Origin of the sequence: Comamonas badia DSM 17552 (assembly GCF_000484635.1) — a bacterium.
GTDB classification, from domain to species: domain Bacteria; phylum Pseudomonadota; class Gammaproteobacteria; order Burkholderiales; family Burkholderiaceae_C; genus Comamonas_C; species Comamonas_C badia.
Genome location: NZ_AXVM01000015.1, coordinates 1 through 21,343, shown reverse-complemented (window position 1 = coordinate 21,343; position 21,343 = coordinate 1). Strand labels below are relative to the sequence as shown.

The 21,343-nt window shown below is 64.7% G+C and carries 23 protein-coding genes and 1 pseudogene; 1 reads left to right on the top strand and 23 read right to left on the bottom strand.

Annotated features, from left to right (window positions below; all coding sequences use genetic code 11):
- From K320_RS0117500 to K320_RS0117440, 13 genes are all read right to left on the bottom strand, one after another.
- Positions 1 to 223, bottom strand: a 223-nt coding sequence (locus K320_RS0117500; RefSeq protein WP_024540089.1) for a TrbC/VirB2 family protein, incomplete at its 3' end; no start/stop codon positions are given.
- Entirely contained in the window at positions 220 to 1,254 is a 1,035-nt protein-coding gene (gene trbB / locus K320_RS0117495) for a P-type conjugative transfer ATPase TrbB (RefSeq protein WP_024540088.1), read from the bottom strand. The genes trbB and K320_RS0117500, both read right to left, overlap by 4 nt.
- Positions 1,251 to 1,694, bottom strand: coding sequence for a CopG family transcriptional regulator (locus K320_RS0117490; protein WP_024540087.1), 444 nt, complete (start codon positions 1,692 to 1,694; stop codon positions 1,251 to 1,253). The genes trbB and K320_RS0117490 overlap by 4 nt, the downstream gene beginning before the upstream one ends.
- Positions 1,691 to 3,706 carry a conjugal transfer protein TraG gene (locus K320_RS0117485; RefSeq protein WP_024540086.1) on the bottom strand — a complete coding sequence of 672 codons (2,016 nt, stop codon included), beginning with the start codon at positions 3,704 to 3,706 and terminating at the stop codon, positions 1,691 to 1,693. Before K320_RS0117485 ends, K320_RS0117490 begins: the two co-directional genes overlap by 4 nt.
- 244 nt (positions 3,707 to 3,950) lie before the next feature.
- Positions 3,951 to 4,178, bottom strand: coding sequence for an EexN family lipoprotein (locus K320_RS0117480; RefSeq protein ID WP_024540085.1), 228 nt, complete (start codon positions 4,176 to 4,178; stop codon positions 3,951 to 3,953).
- A 13-nt stretch (positions 4,179 to 4,191) separates the two neighbouring features.
- Entirely contained in the window at positions 4,192 to 5,118 is a 927-nt protein-coding gene (locus K320_RS0117475; protein WP_024540084.1) for a LysR family transcriptional regulator, read from the bottom strand.
- Positions 5,119 to 5,354: 236 nt separating this feature from the next.
- A complete protein-coding gene (locus K320_RS18490; protein WP_024540083.1) occupies positions 5,355 to 5,624 on the bottom strand; it encodes a hypothetical protein in 270 nt (89 codons plus the stop codon).
- Between the two features lie 54 nt (positions 5,625 to 5,678).
- Positions 5,679 to 5,807, bottom strand: coding sequence for a cytochrome bd-I oxidase subunit CydX (cydX, locus tag K320_RS18485; protein ID WP_051384976.1), 129 nt, complete (start codon positions 5,805 to 5,807; stop codon positions 5,679 to 5,681).
- 33 nt (positions 5,808 to 5,840) lie between these two features.
- Positions 5,841 to 6,995 (bottom strand): cytochrome d ubiquinol oxidase subunit II, encoded by a 1,155-nt coding sequence (gene cydB, locus K320_RS0117460; protein WP_024540082.1) that lies wholly within the window; start codon positions 6,993 to 6,995, stop codon positions 5,841 to 5,843.
- Between the two features lie 19 nt (positions 6,996 to 7,014).
- Positions 7,015 to 8,601 carry a cytochrome ubiquinol oxidase subunit I gene (locus K320_RS0117455; protein WP_024540081.1) on the bottom strand — a complete coding sequence of 529 codons (1,587 nt, stop codon included), beginning with the start codon at positions 8,599 to 8,601 and terminating at the stop codon, positions 7,015 to 7,017.
- A gap of 45 nt (positions 8,602 to 8,646) precedes the next feature.
- Positions 8,647 to 10,353 (bottom strand): amino acid ABC transporter ATP-binding/permease protein, encoded by a 1,707-nt coding sequence (locus K320_RS0117450; protein WP_024540080.1) that lies wholly within the window; start codon positions 10,351 to 10,353, stop codon positions 8,647 to 8,649.
- Entirely contained in the window at positions 10,343 to 12,058 is a 1,716-nt protein-coding gene (cydD, locus tag K320_RS0117445) for a thiol reductant ABC exporter subunit CydD (RefSeq protein ID WP_024540079.1), read from the bottom strand. Before cydD ends, K320_RS0117450 begins: the two co-directional genes overlap by 11 nt.
- A 46-nt stretch (positions 12,059 to 12,104) precedes the next feature.
- Positions 12,105 to 12,971 (bottom strand): MBL fold metallo-hydrolase, encoded by an 867-nt coding sequence (locus K320_RS0117440; RefSeq protein WP_024540078.1) that lies wholly within the window; start codon positions 12,969 to 12,971, stop codon positions 12,105 to 12,107.
- A gap of 143 nt (positions 12,972 to 13,114) precedes the next feature.
- On the opposite strand from K320_RS0117440, the gene K320_RS0117435 reads away from it, so the two are divergent.
- Complete coding sequence (locus tag K320_RS0117435; RefSeq protein ID WP_084301299.1) at positions 13,115 to 13,366, top strand: ArsR/SmtB family transcription factor; 252 nt, start codon at positions 13,115 to 13,117, stop codon at positions 13,364 to 13,366.
- A gap of 76 nt (positions 13,367 to 13,442) precedes the next feature.
- On the opposite strand, the pseudogene K320_RS18860 reads toward K320_RS0117435, so the two are convergent.
- The 10 genes and pseudogenes from K320_RS18860 to K320_RS0117385 form a co-directional block, all read right to left on the bottom strand.
- Positions 13,443 to 13,675, bottom strand: a pseudogene (locus K320_RS18860) (IS3 family transposase); the annotation flags it as partial.
- Between the two features lie 138 nt (positions 13,676 to 13,813).
- Positions 13,814 to 14,455 (bottom strand): peroxiredoxin, encoded by a 642-nt coding sequence (locus K320_RS0117425; protein WP_024540075.1) that lies wholly within the window; start codon positions 14,453 to 14,455, stop codon positions 13,814 to 13,816.
- Positions 14,456 to 14,794: 339 nt separating this feature from the next.
- The gene (locus K320_RS0117420; protein WP_024540074.1) at positions 14,795 to 16,798 is read right to left on the bottom strand and encodes a relaxase/mobilization nuclease domain-containing protein; all 2,004 of its coding nucleotides are present in this window, start codon (positions 16,796 to 16,798) and stop codon (positions 14,795 to 14,797) included.
- Between the two features lie 436 nt (positions 16,799 to 17,234).
- Positions 17,235 to 17,822, bottom strand: a complete 588-nt coding sequence (locus K320_RS0117415; RefSeq protein WP_024540073.1) for a S26 family signal peptidase — start codon at positions 17,820 to 17,822, stop codon at positions 17,235 to 17,237.
- Complete coding sequence (locus tag K320_RS0117410; protein ID WP_024539915.1) at positions 17,819 to 18,364, bottom strand: DUF2840 domain-containing protein; 546 nt, start codon at positions 18,362 to 18,364, stop codon at positions 17,819 to 17,821. The genes K320_RS0117415 and K320_RS0117410 overlap by 4 nt, the downstream gene beginning before the upstream one ends.
- Positions 18,361 to 18,645, bottom strand: a complete 285-nt coding sequence (locus K320_RS0117405) for a hypothetical protein (RefSeq protein WP_024539916.1) — start codon at positions 18,643 to 18,645, stop codon at positions 18,361 to 18,363. The genes K320_RS0117410 and K320_RS0117405 overlap by 4 nt, the downstream gene beginning before the upstream one ends.
- Positions 18,642 to 19,280, bottom strand: coding sequence for a ParA family partition ATPase (parA, locus tag K320_RS0117400; protein ID WP_024539917.1), 639 nt, complete (start codon positions 19,278 to 19,280; stop codon positions 18,642 to 18,644). Before parA ends, K320_RS0117405 begins: the two co-directional genes overlap by 4 nt.
- Before the next feature lie 289 nt (positions 19,281 to 19,569).
- Positions 19,570 to 20,427, bottom strand: coding sequence for a replication initiator protein A (locus tag K320_RS0117395; protein WP_024539918.1), 858 nt, complete (start codon positions 20,425 to 20,427; stop codon positions 19,570 to 19,572).
- 26 nt (positions 20,428 to 20,453) lie between these two features.
- On the bottom strand, positions 20,454 to 20,735 hold the full coding sequence (locus K320_RS0117390; RefSeq protein WP_003107109.1) for a helix-turn-helix transcriptional regulator: 282 nt from the start codon (positions 20,733 to 20,735) through the stop codon (positions 20,454 to 20,456).
- Positions 20,736 to 20,818: 83 nt separating this feature from the next.
- Positions 20,819 to 21,343, bottom strand: a 525-nt coding sequence (locus K320_RS0117385) for a DUF2285 domain-containing protein (RefSeq protein WP_024539919.1), incomplete at its 5' end; no start/stop codon positions are given.

Genomic DNA, 21,343 nt, shown 5'->3' with positions numbered 1-21,343 from the left:
CGATGCGCGCCACCGGCCCCTGGATGGATTCGAGGATGGATTGCAGCGGCCCTTCCCAGGGCATCGAGGAGCCGGCAGCCTGCGCAGTGCCCGCAAGCAGCAGCATGAAGGCAGCGAGCATCAAGCCTTGCATGGCCGGGCGAGCCAGGCCATCCAACCGCGCGGGACTGGAGCGGCGGGAAAGCGGATTTACAGAAATACGGAAAGCATCAACGTGCGTCATGGCAGTTCTCCAGAGTTGTCAGGGGACAGAGAAGAAAGGTCGGACTGCGGCAGCAGCTCGGGAAACGGCGTCTCCAGCGCGTCCGCCAGTTGGTAGCCCACGCCGTCGAAGCCGTTGAGGCGGGCGATGCTCTCGATGCGGCGCTTGCGCCCGCGCCCGGCGATGTGGATCACCACGTCCACGGCCTCGGCGATCAGCGCACGGGGCGGGTTCACCGCCACTTCGAGAATCAATTGCTCCATGCGCAGCAGCGCGCCCAGCGCAGAGCCGGCGTGGATCGTGGCGATGCCGCCGGGGTGCCCGGTGCCCCACACCTTGATGAGATCCAGCGCCTCGGGGCCGCGCACCTCGCCGACGACGACGCGATCCGGCCGCAGGCGCATAGATGAGCGCACCAGCTCGGTCATGGACACCACGCCGGAGCGCGTGCGCAGCGGAACGTGGTCGCGGGCCGCGCATTGCAGCTCCACCGTGTCTTCGAGCACCAGCACGCGGTCGCCGGTGGCGGCGATTTCGGCGAGCAAGGCATTGGCGAGCGTGGTCTTGCCGCTGCTGGTGGCTCCGGCGATCAGGATGTTCTTGCGCTCGCGCACGGCGCGAACGAGAAAACCTGCCTGGGCGGCAGTCATCATCCGGTCGATGACGTACCGCTCCAGCGGAATCACGCCAATGGCGCGCTTGCGCAGCGCAAAAGCCGGCCCCGGCGCGGCGGGCGGCAGGATGCCCTCGAAGCGTTCGCCGGTTTCGGGCAACTCGGCCGACAGCAGCGGCTGGCCGCGATGCACCTCCGCGCCGACGTGGGCCGCGACCAGACGGATGATTCGCTCGCCATCGGCTTCGGGCAGCTTCACGCCCATCGGTGCGCGGCCCGACGACAAGCGATCCACCCACAGGGTGCGGTCGGGGTTGAGCATAATTTCCACCACGTCCGGGTCTTCCAGCGCGGCGGCGATTAGCGGCCCCATTGCCGTGCGCAGCATCTGGATGCGCCGGTCGAGCGAGGCCGCGTTTGCGGACTGCGGCGCGTTCATGACCTACGCTCCTGCGCTTCGTCCAGGCGCACCGGATCAGGATGGAGTTCTTCCACCACGTCGCGCACCAGGCTGCGTCCGCGCATCAGGTGGCGGCCAAGCTGCTCGGTGAACTGCTCGAAGCGCGCCTTGCCCTGCGCACGGGCCGCGTCTTGGTGCGCTTCGGGAACCGGCGTGCTGACGGTCAGGTAGTAGCGGATGAACAGCGCCAGCGTCTCGATGGCGATGTTCTGGTCGCGCTCCATGCGCTCGGCCTGGCGCGACAGCCGATCAAGGCGCTTGGCGATGGCTGCCTCGCGCTGGTCGGCGGCATCGGGCGACAGCCACGATGCGAGCGCCGCCGCAACGATGGACGACTTGGAGACGCCTTTCTTGGCGGCCAGTTCATCGAGCCGCTGGGCGTGCTCGGGCTGAATAAAGAGGTTCAGGCGGTAGCTCATAGCTCGATTCCGTCGTTGGGGTTCAGCGAAGCCAGCCGGGCCGTGCGCTGCATGGCCGGATCAAGCTGGCGAGGAAGGGGAAGCGGCAGATCGTCGTCGTCATCGAGCAGGCCGAGGTCGGCAGGGGGCACGGCCAGTTCGGGGTCGTAGGCGACGGTTTCGGAGAGTTCGGGCTGACGGCGCGGGCCGCCGTCGTCAGTGCTGGCCGGGAAGCCTTCGGCTTCTCCGGCGACAGGCGGAGTCGGCACGGCAGGAATCGCCAGCCCGCTCCAGTCGTCGGGGCGCAGCGGCGGCGCGTCGGCGTATTGGCTGTCCGCCAACACGGGCGGCGACAGCACGCGCCGCTTGAAATTGGCGTCCGCGTAGTAGCGCAGCTTCTTTGCCCGGATCGGCGCCACGCTGGACACCATCACCACGGCCTCGTCGGACGGAAGCTGCATGACTTCGCCGGGCGTCAGCAGCGGGCGGGCCGTCTCCTGTCGCGACACCATGAGGTGGCCCAGCCACGGCGCGAGCCGGTGGCCCGCGTAGTTGCGCTGTGCGCGCAACTCGGTCGCGGTGCCCAACGTCTCGGAAATGCGCTTGGCGGTGCGCTCGTCGTTCGTGGCGAATGTCACGCGCACATGGCAGTTGTCGAGAATGGAGTGGTTCTGCCCATACGCCTTGTCGATCTGGTTGAGCGACTGCGCAATGAGAAAGCTGCGGATGCCGTAGCCCGCCATGAAGGCCAAAGCCGTCTCGAAGAAGTCGAGCCGACCCAGGGCCGGAAACTCATCGAGCATCAGCAGCAGCTTGTGGCGACGCTCGATGCCGTCGCTGCCGTCGAGCGATTCGGTGAGCCGCCGCCCGATCTGGTTGAGGATCAACCGGATCAAGGGCTTTGTGCGGCTAATGTCCGAAGGCGGCACCACCAGGTACAGCGATACGGGGTGCTCGGTGGATATGAGGTCGGCGATGCGCCAGTCGCAGCGCGAGGTGACTTCGGCCACCGTGGGATCGCGGTACAGGCCGAGGAACGACATGGCAGTGCTCAACACGCCGGAACGCTCGTTGTCCGACTTGTTGAGCACTTCACGCGCAGCGGATGCCACTACCGGATGCGGGCCAACACCTTCCCCATTCGCCAGGTGCGGCGTGGTCATCATCCGATGCAAGGTCAGCTCGAACGGGCTGGCCGGGTCGCTGAGGAAATTGGCGACGCCGCGTAGCGTCTTGTCTTCGCCCGCATAGAGCACATGCAGGATGGCGCCGACCAGCAGCGCGTGCGAGGTCTTCTCCCAATGGTTGCGCTTCTCCAGCGCGCCTTCGGGATCGACCAGAATGTCCGCGATGTTCTGCACGTCGCGCACTTCATGGTCGCCCTTGCGGACTTCGAGTAGCGGGTTGTAGGCCGCTGATTTGGCATCCGTGGGGTTGAACAGCAAGCAGTGCGAGAAGCGCGAGCGCCAGCCGGCGGTGATCTGCCAGTTCTCGCCCTTGATGTCGTGGATGACGGCGGACGCGGGCCAGGAAAGCAGCGTCGGCACCACCAGGCCGACGCCCTTGCCCGAGCGCGTGGGTGCGAACGTCAGGACATGCTCTGGCCCTTCATGGCGCAGGTACTGGCGGTCGTGCTGGCCGAGAAATACACCGGCTGGCTGCGTCAGGCTCGCCTTGCGAATGTCCTGCGCGTTCGCCCAGCGGGCCGAGCCGTAGGTCGTGACCAGGCGCGATTGACGCGAGCGCCATATCGACATGCCGATAGCGACCACCACGGCCAGCAGGCCGCTGCCAGCGGCGATAGCGCCGCCCCTATCGAAAACATCGGAAGCGTAGGCATCAAAGAAAAACCACCACTCGAACAGCTTCCACGGGTGGTAGATCGGCGTGCCAAGAAAATCGAACCAGGGCGAGCCAAGGCGTAGTTGATAGCCAAGGGCCGCTGCTGTCCATTGTGTGGCGCTCCACACTCCGGCGATCACGATGCCGAACACCACGGCAATCTGACCGAACAGCACGTTCGTCCCTTGCATGACCTGGCCTCCGATTTCTCCTGCGCTGATTCCTCATGGAAAGCGCGGCACAAGGACGTGCCGCAGGCGTCAGGATCGTTGCCGGATCAGTACCAGTCAAAGGCCGTTATGGCGGGGTTTGAGGTCAAAAAAGCCGGAGTTCTTGCTGTGAAGAAGCTAATAAAAATGCCACATACGCGAGCGCGTTGTGGCGTATTGAGGTAACAGCGAGAGCTTCGTCGCTGTGAACCGGCCGCGAAGGGCGCTACTTAGATTTTTTCTCGGGTCGATCACCGAAGAAACGGCGGTTCGCAGCTTCGGCAGCGCGTCGGCAGAGTTCGTCGCCGACCTTTGCGCGGTCTTCCTTGCACAGTCGTTGAATCTCCTTGATGCGCTTCGGATTCGCCACCAGAAAGTCCACAGTTTCCGAAGGTTGCGAAGGGCTACATGCCGTCAGCGTGGCGGCAAGCGTCAACAGCAACACCTTGTTCATGGCGTCTGTCCTTTCATCGGATAGTGCGGGAATACATGGCGGCGCTCTGGGCATCGGCCGAGTTAATGTTGGCCACTCGTCCGATGAACCGGGTCAGCATTTCGGAAAGCTCCGCGTCACGACGCAGCAAATAGGTCGTGAGCATCGGCGGCTTACCCGCCAAAGGCCGCGCAACCACGCCCGGCTCCCGGCTACAAGCAATGTGCGCCGCGCCCGCCAAACCCAAGGCCAGTCCGGCGGAAACCAAGGTCATCATGAGGTCAAAAGTGGCGACGTGCTGAACAATCAGCGGCTCCTGTTCATGCCTGCGCAGAATGCGATCGACTTGGCGCGCATGGCCTTCGCACACTGCAGGATCGCCAAGTACCAGCGGATAGTGCAGCACCTCCTCCAGCGGAACCTGCTTGTAGGCAAGCACGGGATGACGTGCAGGCACCGCTGCCATCAATTCGTCCTCCCAAGCGGGAGTGACCACGATGCCAGCGCCCACGTCATCGGTCATCGAAAAGCCAGCGTCGTACAGATCGTCATGCAGGCCCTTGATCTGCTGGGCTAAAGGCACCTCGAACAGACGAATTTCCACCTCTGGGTCTTCTTCTCGGCACTGTGCCAGCAGCGCCGGCAAGCGTGATGGCGTGACGCCGTCGGACAAAGCAATGCGCAGTTGCCCGTGATAACCGTTGGCAGCGGATTTGACGCTATCGCGCGCTTGCTCCAGCGCCATAAAAACGCGCGGCACGTGCTCCAAGAGCAACCGGCCCGCGCGGGTCAATTGCGTGCTGCGGGTAGTGCGAAAGAAAAGGCGTGCACCAAGGTCCTCCTCAAGCTCCTTGATGGTGCGAGACAGAGGCGACTGGTCTATGTGCAGCCGCTCGGCGGCACGCGCGAAGTGAAGCTCTTCCGCGACAGCGATGAAACATCGAAGGTGGCGCAACTCCACTTATTTTCTTCCTATTCATATCGTTCAACAACGCAGGTCTGATGCCCTTCCGGGTACATCGCTAAGCGATGCATGTGCGTCATGCATGCCACCGACGACAGGTGGTGTTACGCGTTCCGACGAGCGTTGCGCCAGCCCTGCTGCCATGCCGGCCACCAGGAGCCCTCACTCAGCGGCGTCTCGGCACACCACTGCTACGGATCGACGTAGCGTTCGCCGGCGGCGCGGGTGGCGATCTAGAAGCTGCGCCGGGCATGCTCCGGTTCGCTGACCACTCCAGCGTTGCACCCGCCACTGGTGAGCACGAAGGTCAGTTCCGGATCGCTGACCTTGTACACGGACAGACAGGGGGCGGCGTGGTCTCGTACCGTACCGCTGATGAACCTGGACACCCCGATGTCGGCCAGTGCCGCCGGCCTGCCGCCTACGCGGGAGCGCCCCTCTGCCAAATCGTTGCACATGTACAGGCGCCGCAGATACCGGCAGAACGACACTGCGGTAGGCATCGGCAGTGTTTGCCGCACCTGTCGCGGTCGCCGTGATGGAGCGTGCAACCGGGTTCAGGACTCGTTGAGATCGAGGCGGTCGCGGCGGACCGCCGCGTCATCCATCAACTCATACCACATCGCATTGAGAACGGCGAAGGCGGCTGCCAGCGGCAAGCCGAGAATCCAGGCGAAATACCACATGGTCAATCTCCTATGAATGAAAGCGTGCACGGGTCAGTACGCATGGCCTTTACCATCCCGAATGGCCTCGGAGTCGACTTTGCCGCGCAAGACCGAGAACACCCAGCTGGTATAGGCCAGGATTAGAGGCATAAAGATGACCGTCGAAACGAGCATGATGAACAGCGTGAGGTGGCTCGATGAGGAATCCCACACGGTCAGGCTAACCGACGGATTGACCGATGACGGCAGGATGAAAGGAAACATGGAGACGCCCACGCTAGCGATGATCCCCGCGATACCCACGCCTCCAGTAAGCAGAGCTGCCGCCGGACGACGCACCGCCAAGCAGATCGCAGCGGCCATGGAGCCCGCCAAACCCAATGCCGGCACCACCCAAAGCGCGTTTTCGGAGGCATAGTTGGCAAACCAGGCGCCGCTTTGCATCACAGCGGTCTTGACAAGAGGATTCGAAGCGCCACCGCGCACAATCTCGCTCGTGATCGCGTACCCCGACACGAAGTTGGCCAGAACGACCCCCGCCACTGCGTACAGCACCACGGTCAGCAGCGCCGCCACGATGCCAAAACGGCGCGCGCGCTCGGCTACGTGGCCTTCAGTCTTGAGTTGTAGCCAGGCGGCGCCATGCATGACCAGCATGGTGACAGAGACGAGACCGCACAGCAGGGCAAAAGGATTGAGCAACCCGAAGAATGTTCCGTCATAGAAAATCTGCATGTCGTGTTCAATGCGAAAGGGAACGCCCTGCAACACATTGCCCATTGCCACACCAAAGATCAGCGCTGGTACGAACCCACCCACGAACTGAGCCCAATCCCAGCGACTGCGCCAAGCTGGATCTTCCCGCTTGCTGCGGAACTTGAATGCCACGGGCCGCAAAATGAGTGCGAACAGGATGGCGAACATCGCTAGATAAAAGCCGGAGAACGACACTGCATAGAGTTGCGGCCAAGCCGCGAAGATGGCTCCACCGCCGAGAATCAGCCAGACTTGGTTACCCTCCCAGACCGGCCCGATGGTGTTGATAACGGTGCGGCGTTCGCTGTCGTTGCGCGCGACGAAAGGCAGCAGCGTGCCCGCGCCGAGGTCAAAGCCATCGGTAAGCGCGAATCCGATCAGCAACACTCCCAACAGTGCCCACCAGATCAGGCGCAACACGTCATATGAGATGAGTTCGTGGAGGATCATGCTATTTCTCCTTACGGTATTACTGTGCAGGTGCCAGGCCAGCCGAACCGGCGGGCTGGCCTTCGATGTAGGTGGGCGCATGGGTGTCGGGCCCCTTGCGGATTGCCTTGAGCATGAGCTTCATCTCGATGATGAGCAGGACGGTGTAGATCACCACGAAGCCGGCGATTGTCAGCAGCACGGTAGAGGCGCCGAGGTTAGACACTGCTACCGCCGTTGGCAAAACGCCCTCGATGGCCCATGGCTGACGTCCCACCTCGGCCACGATCCAGCCGAACTCGGCGGCAATCCAAGGCAAGGGGATCGACCACACGGCGACCTTGAGCAACCATGGGTGCGCATCCAGCCGACGTCGAGCCGAAAGCCAGAAGAAGACGCCGGTCAGCAAAATGAAGAAGAAACCCAGGCCGACCATGACACGGAACGTCCAAAATAGTGGCGCCACCTGCGGCACGGTATCCCAGGCTGCCTTGGCGATTTGCTCAGGCGTGGCCTGGCGGGGGTCGTCGACGTAGCGCTTCAGCAGAAGTGCGTAGCCCAGCAGTTGTCCGTGCTCCTCGAATGCAGCCTGCGCCTGGTCAGGCACGCTCGCGCCCCCCGTTGCGGCACGGATCTGCTGCAGGGCGTCATAGGCCAGGATGCCATCGCGGATGTGCACCTCGGCGCGCGCAACCAGATCGTCAATGCCAGGAATTTGCGTCGTCAGCGAGCGCGTGCCGATCAGTCCCATGGCCCACGGGATGTGGACTGCAAAGTGGGTTTCCCGTGCGGCTTGGTCGGGAAATCCAAAAGCGGTGAACGCGGCAGGTGCGGGCTCGGTCTTCCACATCGCCTCGATGGCGGCGAGTTTCATTTTTTGGTGCTCGGTGGAGAGGTAGCCGCTCTCGTCGCCCAGCACCACGACCGACAGCGCCGAAGCCAGGCCGAAGCAGGCGGCCACCGTCATCGAGCGCTTGGCCAGCTGGACGTGGCGACCCTTGAGCACGTACCAGGCTGCGATGCCGAGCACGAAGATGGCCGCCGTCACGTAGCCGGCCGAGGCGGTGTGCACGAACTTGGCCTGCGCCACCGGGTTGGTGAGCACGGCGAAAAAGTCCGTCATCTCCATGCGCATGGTCTGCGGATTGAATTGGGCGCCCACGGGGTTCTGCATCCAGCCATTGGCAATCAGGATCCACAGCGCCGAGAAGTTCGAGCCCAGCGCCACGCACCAGGTGACGATCAAGTGCTTCACCTTGGAGAGGCGATCCCAGCCGAAGAAGAACAGGCCGACAAAGGTGGCTTCCAGGAAGAAGGCCATGAGCCCCTCCAAGGCGAGCGGCGCGCCGAAGATGTCGCCGACGTAGTGGCTGTAGTAGCTCCAGTTCATGCCGAACTGAAACTCCATCACGATCCCGGTGGCCACGCCCATGGCGAAGTTAATGCCGAAGAGCACACCCCAGAACTTGGTCATGTCGCGCCAGATGGTTCGGCCCGTCATCACGTAGACCGTCTCCATGATGGCGATCAGGATCGACAGGCCTAGCGTCAATGGAACGAATAGAAAGTGGTAGAGCACCGTGATCGCGAACTGCAATCGCGACAGGCTGACGATGTCAAAGTCCATGGTGGGTTTCCTTTATTGATGTCAAATCATGTGTGCGTGAATAAATCAGTCGCGCCTCAATGCGGCCAATGAGGCTTCAAACCCGGTGCTACCGCGAGAAAACTCCGCTTCGATGCGACCGCTACGCAGGACCAGCAGCCGATCGGCCAGTGCCGCTTCGCGCTGGAGGTGGGTGGCCATCAGCCAGGCTCGACCCGCACCCAGCGAGTCGAGCCGCGCGAGGACGTCCATAGCAGTCGCCGCATCCAGCCCTTCGGTTGGCTCGTCCAGCAGCCACAGCGGGTGCGGTTGAAGCAGCAGACGCGCCAACGCCAGACGGCGCGACTGCCCACCCGACAGCCCAAGTCCTCCTTCGCCGAGCCGCGTATCGAGTCCAGCTTGCAGAGCTCGAATCTCGGATGCAAGGCCTGCGGCTTCGAGCGCCTGCCAAAGAGATGCGTCTGTAGCCTCGGGATTAGCCAGCAGCAGGTTGTCGCGCAGGCTGTCCTGGAAAAGATCTGCGCGTTGACTCAGCCATGCGTGAGGTTGCGAACGAATGACTCCCTCGTGCGGTATCAGCTCGCCTGCAATCACGGCCATGAGCGTTGATTTACCCGCGCCGCTGGAGCCAACGATGGCGATTCGTTCTCCAGACATCAGCACCAGCGACAAAGACCGCAAGGCATCTACGGGGCTGTCCGGATAGCGCACCGATACCTGCTGCAGGCTGATCGCATAGCCGGCTTCGAGGGACGCCCTGGGCGGAGGCGCCACATCACCATCGCCGCAATATGGCGACAGGCGCCGCGCTGCCAGCCAAGTACGTCCAGCCTCCAAAGCGCCTCGCCGCAGCGCCGCGAACGGCTCCATCGCCGTCAGGGCGATCAACAGCGCGAGCGCCGCACCGGGGGTGCCGAGACGGCCCTGGTCAGTCAACACGCCGACGCCCAGCAGCACAAGGGCCAAAGTGAGGCTGCCAGCGATACCGTAGGCAGCACCGGCAGACATGTCCAGGCCGTGTAGAAGCCGGTCGATACGCGCCAGGCGGCGATCCGTGCGCTGGAGTGCATCGCACTGGCCAGCCAGGCGTCCGGCCATGACCAGTTCGGTCTGGCCGGACACCAGATCGACAGTCTGGGCACGCAAACGCTCGGTGAACAGAGCGTGCCGCGCTGCGAGCTGCCGCGAGCGGCGAATCACTTCGACCGCCACGGCAACGCCTACGAGCAGAAGCCAGACGCCCAGCGAGATGCCGAACCAGGGAGCCTCGGTGCCGAGCACAACGGTACCGAAAATCGCCGCGCCCAGCGCGGCGCCGGCTGGCACCAGAAGGCGCAGGTAGAAGGATTCCAGCGCATCGAGGTCGACGGTCAGACGAAACAGAGCGCGGGCTGGGCGGCGCAGCAGATCCTGAATGTTCCCTCCGCCCGCCCAGCTTCGGAAGATGCGCTCGCGCAGTTGTGCCAAGGCGGCCAGCGTCGCATCATGCGTGACAATCCGCTCGCCATAGCGTGCAACGGTCCGCCCGAGGGCCAGCAGGCGAATGCCGGCCGACGGCGCAAAGACGTCAAACGCCAGAGCGCTGGCGAACTGCAGTCCCGCGATCGCCGTTGCAGCGATGAACCAGCCCGACAGGCCGAGCAGACCCATGCCTGCTAGAACGGTCAACGTCGCCAGCGCAGCGCCCAGCATCATGCGGCGTGAAGACCCGCCGAGTGTGGCCCGCACTGCGGGTAGCAAGGTCGATATGGCCGCAGCGGCTTTACGCGCCATGCCAACCTCCCTGAATGGGCTTCGGGGCATCGGCAGTCGCCGACAGCTCGATGACGCGATCCATGCGTGCCGCAAGCTCGGGATCATGGGTCGCCACGATCAGGGTGCGTCCCTGGGCCAGGGCCACGAGGGACTCGGTGACCTGCTCGGCCGTTTCCGTGTCCAGGTGGGCCGTCGGTTCGTCCGCAAGCAGCAGATCGGCATGGGGCGCGGCCATCAGGCGCGCCAACGCCAAACGCGCAGCCTCGCCGCCCGACAGACCCGTTCCACCTTCACCCAGCGAGACACCGGGGTGCGCTTGCGCCACCTTGTCCAGCCGTGCCCACCGAATCGCCTGGTGCACCTGCGCGTTCTCCACGCCCGCTCGTCCGAGGGACACGTTGTGCCGAACCGACCCGGAAAACACGTGAGAGCGTTGCGCCATCCAGGCCATGCGCCCACGCAACCGCCGCGCCGATGCCGCGGTCAAGGGAGCACCTCCGATCTCGATGCTGCCTTGCGACACGGGCAGCAGCCCGGCAATGAGCGACATCAGGACTGTTTTTCCCGTTCCGCTGCCTCCCATCAACGCGACATGCTCTCCCGGCTTCACGTCCAGGGCGAAGTTCTGGAAAACCGGGGCTTCATCGGAAAACGCGAATGTGAGGTTCTCGATCTTCACGCCCGGCGGCAGCCGAGCTGCCGATGCATGCGGCGTGGACGGCGCGTTTTGCTCGTCGTCCAACAAGGGCAATCCGCCCGCGTGGAGCCTATCCAGCGCGTCCATCGCCGCGATACCGGCAGCCCGGTCATGCCAGACGGAAGCCAGCTCCCGCAAGGGCTCGAAAAAGGCTGGCGCCAACAACAAAATGAACAAGCCTTGAGCCAGGCTGAGACGCCGCCCCCAGGCACCGAAATCCAGGTACCCCAGCAGGTGAAACCCGACGTAAACCGCCACCATCGCCACACCCAGCGCCGCGAACAGCTCCAGAACCGCCGAAGACAGGAACGCGATGCGCAGCACACGCATGGTGCGCTGGCGCAGATCTTCGGTGCTCGCCCGCAAGCGGCGCGCGGTGGCCTCCGTACTGCCCAGTGCGCGCAGCGTCGGCAGGCCGCGCAGGCGATCGAGCAGAAATGCGTTCATGTTGCCCATCTGCAGCCATTGCGCCTGACTGGCGGCACGAGCCCGCCAGCCCACGATTGCCATGAACAGGGGAATGAGCGGCGCCGCCAGCACAAGCACCGCTGCCGCAGCCCATGAGTACCAGCCCACCGGCAACAGTATCAGCAAGGGCATGAGGCGCACGCGCCACATGGCGCCCTGGTAGCGCGTCTGCCAGGGAAGGATCGCGTCGGCCTGTTCTGCCAGCGCGCTCGCGGCCGCGCCGGCATGCGCTCGGGCGCGATCGAGCGGAGAACGCGCAGCCAAAGCAGCAACTGCATCCACACGCCATTGGCCCAGGCGCTCGCGCGCGGCATCGAACATGCGGCCGGCGCTCCACGCTTCGAGCCAGGCGCGCAGCGTACCCGCAAGCACGATGCCGAATGCCGGCCACAAGACACCCGCCAAGCCTGCACTGCTTTGCAACCGTGACACCCCAAATGCAATCAAGCCCGCCTGAGGTACCCACAGTATTGGGCTGATCGCATGGGCCAGGCTGGCCGCATCAATCCGCGAATCCGCCATCGGCCGAGGCCTGTCTGAAAGCAGTTCGCCCGACATGTTTAACGCCTCCGGCCTTGCGCCGCGCTGTCTGCTGCGGTCATTTTCAGGCCATCCGCAGAGGAATCTTGAGATAGTGAACACCGTTGGATTCCGCGCGGGGCCACCGTCCGGCCCGGATGTTCACCTGTATCGAAGGCAACAGCAGTGTGGGCACGGCCAAGGTGGCGTCGCGCTGTTGGCGCATCGTGACAAAAGCATCCTCGTCCATGCCTTCTCTTACATGGACGTTGTGCGCACGTTGCTCGGCAACCGTCGTCTCCCACGCGTAGTTGTCGCGACCGGGAGCCTTGTAGTCATGGCACAGGAAGATTCGTGTCTCCGGAGGCAGCGCAAGCAGCCGCTGTATGGAGCGGTACAAGATCCTTGCACTGCCCCCGGGGAAATCGGTGCGAGCCGTTCCGTAGTCAGGCATAAACAACGTATCGCCCACGAAGACCGTATCGCTGATGCGGTAGGAGACACACGCAGGCGTATGACCCGGCGTATGCAGAACCTCCACCGTCAGGTGGCCGATTTCGAATCTCTCTCCATCCTTCAGAAGGTGATCGAACTCACTGCCGTTACCCGACACATCGTCGACGTTGAAGACCGGCCGGAAAAAAGTCTGAACGTCGCGAATGTGCTCGCCAATCGCGACCCGTGCCTTTGTGCGTTGTCGAATGTACGAGGCAGCACTCAGATGGTCAGCATGGGCGTGCGTCTCCAGCACCCACACGATGTTCAGGCCATAATCTCGCGCCCTCTTCAGCACGCGGTCTGCGGATGCGATGGATGCCTCGCCACTGCGATAGTCGTAGTCCAGAACCGGGTCGATCACTGCTGCTTGTCGCGTGCGCGAGTCCGAGACCAAATAGGTCACGGTGTTGGTCGGCTCATCGAAGAATGCTTCAATGTGGGCCTGAGATTGCATACCGACTCCTAGCGCAATGCATGTTTCAGGTTCATTGTATATTAGTATAATCTAAATTAGTGCAATCTGAATTAAAGATAACCGTGACGCTGAGCAAGAGCAACCAACGATTCATCCAGGAAGGCGCGGTGAAGGCTGCGGCGATGTTGCGCGCCATTGGCAACGAGCAGCGGATGCTGGTGTTGTGTTTGCTGATCGATCATGGCGAGCTGACTGTCGGTGCGATGCTAGAGCACGTTCCGCTGAGCCAATCGGCGCTGTCCCAGCATCTGGCCAAGATGCGCGAGGAAGGGCTCGTCGCATTCCGCCGCGAAGCCCAGACCTTGTACTACCGCATAGACAACCCCGCCGTGAAGAGACTGATGTCGACACTCAAGAATATGTTTTGCCCCTGACCGCTGGTCTAGGCAGATTCAGTGTTGCAAGCCAAGCTGAGGTGCCCATCGAATTTCGTCTTCCAGCGGGCCGCTCTCATGCCGCACCATGCTTGCTGATCCAGTTCTCGAGGAACCGAAGCGGCGAGCTGTAGCTCAGCGTGGAGTGGCGGCGCCTGCGGTTGTAGAACACCTCGATTTACTCGAAGAAATCGGCCTGGGCGTCGGCTCGCGTCGCGTAGGTCGTGCCAGTACCCGCTCGTTCTTCAGACTGTTGAAGAAGCACTCGCTGGACGCGTTGTCCCAGCAGTTGCCCTTGCGGCTCATCGAGGCGGTCTGAACCGCACCGGGACGGTTCAGAGCAACGCGGCGAGCCGAGATCGGATGTGACCTCCCTATCCTTTCTGGCTCCTCAGCAACCCGGAGACCATGGTCTCGGGCTGCTGAGCTGGGCCCGCGACGCAGCCCTTACAGACTCTTGGTCGAGAAGTACCAGTCCGTCGTCTTGTAGCCTTCACCCATGCGCTGCTTGATGGCATCTGGGCTCTTGGGCGGGGGCACGATCACGTCGCATCCCGGCGTCCAGCCTTCGGGGGTAGCGACCATGTTGGCATCGCTGGTCTGCATGGCCTTAAGCAGTCGCACGAACTCGTCGATAGAGCGGCCGTTACTCATGGGGTAATAGACCATCGCGCGCAAGATGCCTTCCGGATCAATGAAAAAGGTTGCTCGCACAGCCTGGGTGTCAGCTGCACCGGGGTGCACCATGCCGTAGGCGCTTGCCACTTCCATCTTGATGTCCTCAATGATGGGGAAGCTGATCTCAACACCGAATTTCTCCTTGATATTCTGCGTCCAGGCCAGGTGGGAATACAGGCTGTCGATGGACAGGCCGATCAACTCGCAGTTCATGCTGCGGAACGTGTCGGCAGCCTTCTGGAAGCCGATGAACTCAGTCGTGCACACCGGCGTGAAGTCGGCCGGATGCGAAAACAAGATCAACCACTTGCCTTTGTAGTCGGTCAGCTTGCGATCACCGTGCGTAGTCTTGGCGTCGAAGTCCGGGGCAGGTTCGTTGAGGCGGGGAAAAGCCGAGGTAGTGTCTTGCATGGAGTCCTCACTAGTTCAAGATTGTTTGCCGAGTGGCGATGTGTATATTAGTTGAATCTAAATTAGTAAACAATGAAATAAAAATATTAGGATCATCAATGCGAACTATCGAAGGCACGGCAGAGCACGGGAAGTCTGTTCGATGAACGGCAGACTCCTGTTTCCGAGTGCTTGCTTGACATGTCACGCGCAACATGACGAAAGAGGTGGAGGCCTATCTACAGACATGGCGACACGCTGTGTACGCGGCACCGTGGCCCGCTAGGCTTTGCTCGATGCTTGGAGAACTTGCAGCTGCTCCAACTGGGAACTAACAAGGAAAGCCATTTCATGAGTTGGCTAGCCAATCGTAAAATTGCGCTGTCGCCCAATCTCCCAGGACACTCCACCGCCGCGTACCGTCGCGGCAAGCTGCTGCCCCAGCCGCTGCTCGATCACCGGCTTCCACGGCACCAGCGAGAAGCCCATGCCGTCATCAAGCATCGCGTAGCGCCCGCTGGCGAGCATGACGGAACGGCGGTAGATGCCAACCACACGCTGGCCGTCGGTCACGGGCCGGTATTCCAGACCGGTTTCGCCGGCAATGTCTTTCGCGGCCTGTGCCAGCTCCCAGTTGCGCAGCGTGCCTAGCAGGTTGCGCGCCAGGATCACGCGCTGCCCGCGCCGCTCGGCCAACCCCTGTTCGACTAGGAAGTCGGCGCGCTGCTGCATCGCCTGCTTGGCTTCCGCGCCAAAGCCCAGGTCGCCCAGGCCCGAGCCGCCACCGATCAACTGCTGGTCGAGCCAGGTGGCACCGATCATGCGCGCCTGCCGCTCGATGGGCAGGTGCGATTTCAGCTCCACGGCCACGCCGCCCAGGCGCTGCGCGTCGTAGCGGCGGCCCTGCTCGGGCAGGTCGCCCGGCACGTTCCATAGCCCTTCGGCCACGCGCTCCACGATGCCCGCCCGGCGCAGGGCTTCCAGCCGGCGGACATGGGCGGCCACGACCTCCTGCGGGTCGCGTCCGGGGACGGCCTGGCCCTGTGCCACCGCCAAGTGGTGGTCGGTGCGGTACAGGCCATCGCTCGCCAGCGCGGCGATATTCTTGTCGGCCGCGCGCACGTCGGCTGATCCCTTCACCTCCACCACGGCCCCGGTCGGATAGTTCGCCAGCTCGTCGCGGGCGTTGAGCGCGACGTAGTGGGCCTTGCCGTCCACCCCGTCGATGACCAGATAGCCCCGGTCGCGCAGCTCGTCGGCCAACCCCTTCGCGGCCACGCGGCCGAGAATGGTTCGGCCGTCGTCGCCAGGCTCGAACACCGCCAACTCGCGCGGCTCGCCGCGCATGGCCCGCTGCATGGTGCGGATGATGTCGCCGCGCTCGCCCAGGGCGCGCAGGGTCTTCTCGGCATCGGCATGGACGGCCCAGGTGCCGGGCTGCGTCTCGTCGGCCAGGCCCAGCCGCTGCAAGCGTTGCAGGCGGCCGATCAGCAGCAGGCGCTGGCGTTGCAAGCGGGGTTCGTTGAGCCGTTCGACATGCACCAGGCCATCGCTGCCAGCCTCGCCTATCTCACGTTTGAGGGTGCGATCCAGGCTCGTCCATCGCTCCTGTTCCACCTCGCGCCTCAAGGTCTGCTGGATCTCCAGCTCGGTGCGCGGCCCCAGCCATTCGATCGCCAGCTCGGCGGCGCGATGGCGGAAGCCGTCGGCGATGTAGTCGCCCGCGATGATGAGGTCTTTGCCGGTGTCGTCGCGCCCGCGCACGATCAGGTGGGTATGCGGGTTGTCGGTGTTCCAGTGGTTCACCGCCACCCAATCGAGGCCCGTCCCAAGGTCGGCCTCCATGCGGCCCATGAGGTGCCGCGTGTAGGTACGCAGGTCTTCCAGTTCCGCGCCATCCTCGGGCGAGAGGATGAAGCGGAAGTGGTGCCGGTCGTCGGCGCAGCATTCCTTGAAGGCGTCGAGGTCGGCGGTATCGGTCTGCGGCCCGTAGGCTTGGCCCGGTTCGCCGTCGCGACCCACGCCATCACGTTCGATATAGCGGAGGTGCTTGGCGAGCGATTGCGGACTGGCCCGCTGGTGATTCACCAGTAGCGTCTTGATGGTCGCGCGCCGGGACATGGGCGTCAGCTTCGCCCCTGCGAAGCGCGCCGCCGTGTGGCCGCGCCCCAGGCGCGAGCCGGGACGCTGGCCGGTGCCGCGCGCCGATGCCGGACGGCGCACCGTGGACTTGCCGCTGCTGGCCTTGCCCGCCTGCTTGAGCACCTTGGAAACGAAGCTCTGCCCCTGGCCCTTGCCCCGGTTGTTCGGGGCCTTGGGAGGATTCAGGCGCACGCGAAAATCGTCATCGCGGCGGTCGCTCATGGCTGTGCTCCCTGAAAGCTCCGGCATGCCCTGTCGTGCGAAGCACGCGGACATGCCTGCATTGGCGCGAGCCTCGCGCCGAACACGGCACGGTGGCGAAGCCGCGCTGTGCCGCGCCAACCCCACGTGCAGACTGGCTTTCGACGTGGCCCGGTGCCGCGTCCTTTTGTCTTGCCTTCCGCCTTTGCCTTCCGCTGTCGCTCCAGGCACCGGCGGCCCGGCTGCGCTGCTGCGCGAGCAGCCAGCGCGCCGGCAAACGCGGCGACGGCCATAGGCCGGGCGCGTTCGAGGCAAGACGCCTGCACATGGGAAGGCAGCGCGAAGTGCGGCGCCCGATACGCAGGATTGGCGCTCGCACTGCACGCGCGACGACACGCAGAACGCCACCGGATCGGCACGCCTGATAGCACGATGATGCGCAGCGAATCGGCGGCGATCATGGGCGCTTCTCCAGCCAGATCGGGTGCGCGACGCCGATCACGGCGGATGCGCTGACCGGCCCGAAATACCGGCTGTCGAACGACGCCGGATTGGTCACACTGAGCAGGAACAGTTCGCCAGGCCGAAGCTGCCGGCACTGCGGCCAGGATGGCAGCGGACGGCCCAGCCGGTCGGCGGGCCGAACGGCAGCCACCGGCACGCCGTCGATCCACACCAGCGCATCGAAAACGCAAACCTGCTGTGGCGCGACTGCGCCCACGCGCTTGAGCAGCGGCACGCGCGCCGGCAGGTAGCCGCGCTGCGCGGCCAGCGCGGCGGCGTCTGGCGGCAGTGTGGTCAGGACGATGCTGTCCACGGACAATGGACGTGGCAGCGAGCCGGGCCGATGGCGCAGCGGATCGACGCGATACCAGCCCACGGGAACGCTGTCGGACGGGTTGTAGATCAGGCGCGGGAATGGATGCACGAAGGACGCCCAGGCCAGCGCAGCGAGGCCGCAGGCGGCGAGGCCCGCGAGCACGATGCGGGCGCGCAGGCGCGAGCGAGGACGCGGCGCGAGGCCCGTAGTGGAAACGGCGGTCATGGCAGCGTCCTCCCGGCCAGCCAGGCGGCGTGCCGCTCGGCGGTGTATTCGGGCAGCGGCAGGCGCGCGGCGAGCCGGTTGGCGAGCGTGCGCCAGTACGCGGGCGAGACGGCGACAGGCGCGATGCCCAGTGCCTCGATGGCGTCGATGCGCTCCAGCACGGCGCGCACCTGCCCGTCGCCCTCGGCGTGCAGCAGCAGGCGCGCGCCCGGCTGCACGCCGGGAATGCGCTGCGCCGCATCGAGCGGCGTGCAAGCCTGCATCACCATGAGCTGCCAGCGAATCGTGCCGTAGTCGTTAGCCTGCCAGCGGATGCGGCAGAACATGGCGCCCGGCAGGAACACCGCGCAGCGCCGCCAGCGGTCGAGCTGGCGCGTGCGCGCAGGTTCGCCGAAGCGCAGGTAGAGCTTGAAGCGCGGTTCGATATAGGCCAACGCCACGCGCGTCAGCGGCGCGCTGGCAGACTGGACGGAAGGGGCTGCGAGCGCAGCGGTGGTCGCGAAGGCAATGGATACATTGGCAAGCGAAGCGGATGCGTTCATGGCGTGTTCTCCCTGCGGTGTTCTGAAAACTCGCGCTCCAGCAGGCCGCGCAGCAGGTCGGCCACGGTCACGCCTTGCGTGAAGGCCGACACCTTGATGCGCGCCCGCATGGCGGGCGTGATGTCGAGGGTCAGGCGGGCGGTGTAGAGGTCGCCCTTGCCCAGCGCATCGGCATCGCCCTGGCGAATCCACGCCTCGGCGTGCGGATTCGCGGGCGGACGCGCGCCGATGCCGACGCGCTTTGCCGCACGTTTGCTGTTCGGCGGTGGCTTCGCTGTCATGTCGTCCACCGCAGCAGTTCGTCCACCAGGGCGGTGATTTCCCGTGCGGCGGCGCTGTCCGGTGCCGTCTCGCGCGCAAGCCGGCCAGCGGCCACGCTGACGGCGAACACGATGCGCTGGCACACCTCGGCGCGTAGCGCCGGCAGCGGCTGTTCGGCCAGCGATTGCCGCGCTTCCCTGCCGATGATGGTGGTGCTGACGCGCCGATTGATGACGAAGGCCGCGCGGAGCAGCGGCCGGAACACCTGCGCCTCGCGGATCAGCGTCACCATCTCGGCGCTGGCCCACAGGTCGTAGGGGCTGGGCTGCACCGGGATCAGCACGCGCTCGGCCGCCAGCAGCGCGGAGCGCGCCAAGGCGGCGATGCGCGGCGGCCCGTCGATGACGACGTGATCGGCCCGCCTGGCGAGTTCTGGCGCCTCCTGATGCAGCGTTTCGCGTGCGAGGCCCACGGCGCTGAACAGCCGTGGCAAGCCTTGCTGGCTTCTGCGCTGCGTCCAGTCCAGGGATGAACCCTGCGGGTCGGCGTCCAGCAGCACGACGTGCTGGCCACGCATCGCCAGCTCGCCGGCGATGTGCGTGGCGAGCGTGGTCTTGCCCACGCCGCCTTTCTGATTGAGCATCGCGACGATCATGGCCTGGCCCTCCATGCTGGAAAGCCTTGCTTGGAGTCGCCTGCAAAACCTGCCGACTGGCGGCCGGTTTTGTCTGCCGTTTGTGGCCGCGTGGTGGTTGTCCACCGCAGCGGCGCTTCTCTACTAAAAGTTAGAGAAATTAAGTTAGGGAAGTTAGAGGACGCGCAAACCCAATGCTGGCACGGGTTTGCGGCCGATCGGCACGCCTGATAGCACGATAGTCCCACGCCTGATAGCACGATACCCCGCACGCCTGATAGCACGACACCATTCACAGGCTGTCCCGAAGTTATCCCCGTGCCGTCTGCGGCACGGGCCGAAACGTCAGCAGCTCCATGCCGTTGTCCGGCATCCTCTCGATGCCCAGGACATAGCCGGGCAGCGACTGCCGCGCGACCAGCGCGCGCAGGTCGCAGGCGAAGTCGTAGGGCTTCGCGGTGCTGCCGGACTTCTGGTGCAGGTAGCGGAAGTCGAATTGCCAGCCGTATTCCTGCTTGCCGCCGTGCTTGCGCACCAGCCGGTACAGCCACCGCTCGATGCCGCCGGTCAGCCGGAAATACGCCGGGTCGATGGTCAGCACCAGGGCGGCGTCGAGCACGCCCGCATAGAACCAGTCGGGCAGGATCAGCTCGATGCCCAGCGGCGTGCCATTGGCATCGGCCAGCTCCTTCCATTCGTTGATCCACGAAAACCGATGCAAGCGTCGCCCGGTCGTCTCGCGGATGGACGTGGCCACCGTGGTCGATTGCAGCCGATCCAGCGCGGCCTTGAGGCGCTGGTAGTCGTGCAGCGACTTGCCGCGCCCGATGAAACGCAGGATCTCGTAGGGCGTGGCGCGCATCAGCCGCGAGGGCCGCAGGCCCGCGTCCTTCGCCTCCACGATCTGCGAGGCCGCCCAGATCAGCACGTCCGCATCCCAAATTGTGGCGATGCCGTGCTCCTGCGTGCCCTCCACGCGGATCGTAACGTTGCCCGCGCGGAAGTCGATGGGCTTGACCCGCTTGGACTTCGCCAAAGAGAAGAACGGATAAGCCATCAAATCCTGGCTGTCGCGCGGCGCCATGTCGCCGGGCAAGGCGCGGAACAGGTCGAGCTGTTCGCGCTCCTGCATCGGCCGCTGCCGGGATGGCAGCGCGGTGCTGGACATGGCGATGGCCTCCCGCACTCCAGCGGTCAGCGCGCACGGCTGTCGGCCGAGTGGTGCTCGGCGTATTCGGGATCGGAGGTCGTCTCGAAACTGCGGTCGGCGGCCCAGGCATCGAGGTCGGCCACGGCGTACATGACGCGCCGCCCGAACTTGCGAAAGCGCGGGCCGCCACCGATCACGCGCTGCTTCTCCAGCGTGCGCGGCGACAGGCGCAGGTACTCGGCGGCTTCGTCGTTGGTGAGATAGCGTTGGGGCTGCGCGGCAGCGGTCGAGACAGTGGCGGCAGGCCGCAAGGGAGCGGGACGCATGGTGTGAACCTCCATCGGTTGAAAACGCCCGGTCGCACGACGCGACCGGATGGAGGCAGTCTCAGAAAACGCGGCCCTCCTGCTCAGGGTCGTTTTGCACTCCCTTCAAAACGACCCTTCTCAAGCGGCGGAAGCTGTGCTAGGCGGCGATAGCCGCCGCGCATCAGCGCGTCGCCGCGCCGCACGAGGCGGCGCACCTTGGAGCGCAGGCCGCCGTCGCTGTACCAATCGGCCACGGCGTCGGCACCGAACAGCCCTTCGCCCACATCGCGCAAGGACGCGCCCGCCAGGGTTGCGTCGAACGCCTGCAAGGTGTGCAGCTCCATCAATGCGGCGGGCGTTGGCCGGGGATTGACGATGAACAGGGCCGTGCCCAGCGAATGACGGCGCGCAGGCGCAAGAGCACCGCCGCGGTGGGCCTGGACCACGGCCATGCCGTCTTCCAGGCCGGGCGCCAGGGCGAAGCGCAGGCAATGGCCTGGGCTGCGCGCGATCAGCGCCAGCCCCTTACCGTCGTGGAGCAGTTGCTTGTGGCCGGGAAGGTGCCAGAACGCGAACACCGCGGCGTCGGGGGGTGGATCGGCGTCGGGATGGAGCTGCACCACGGC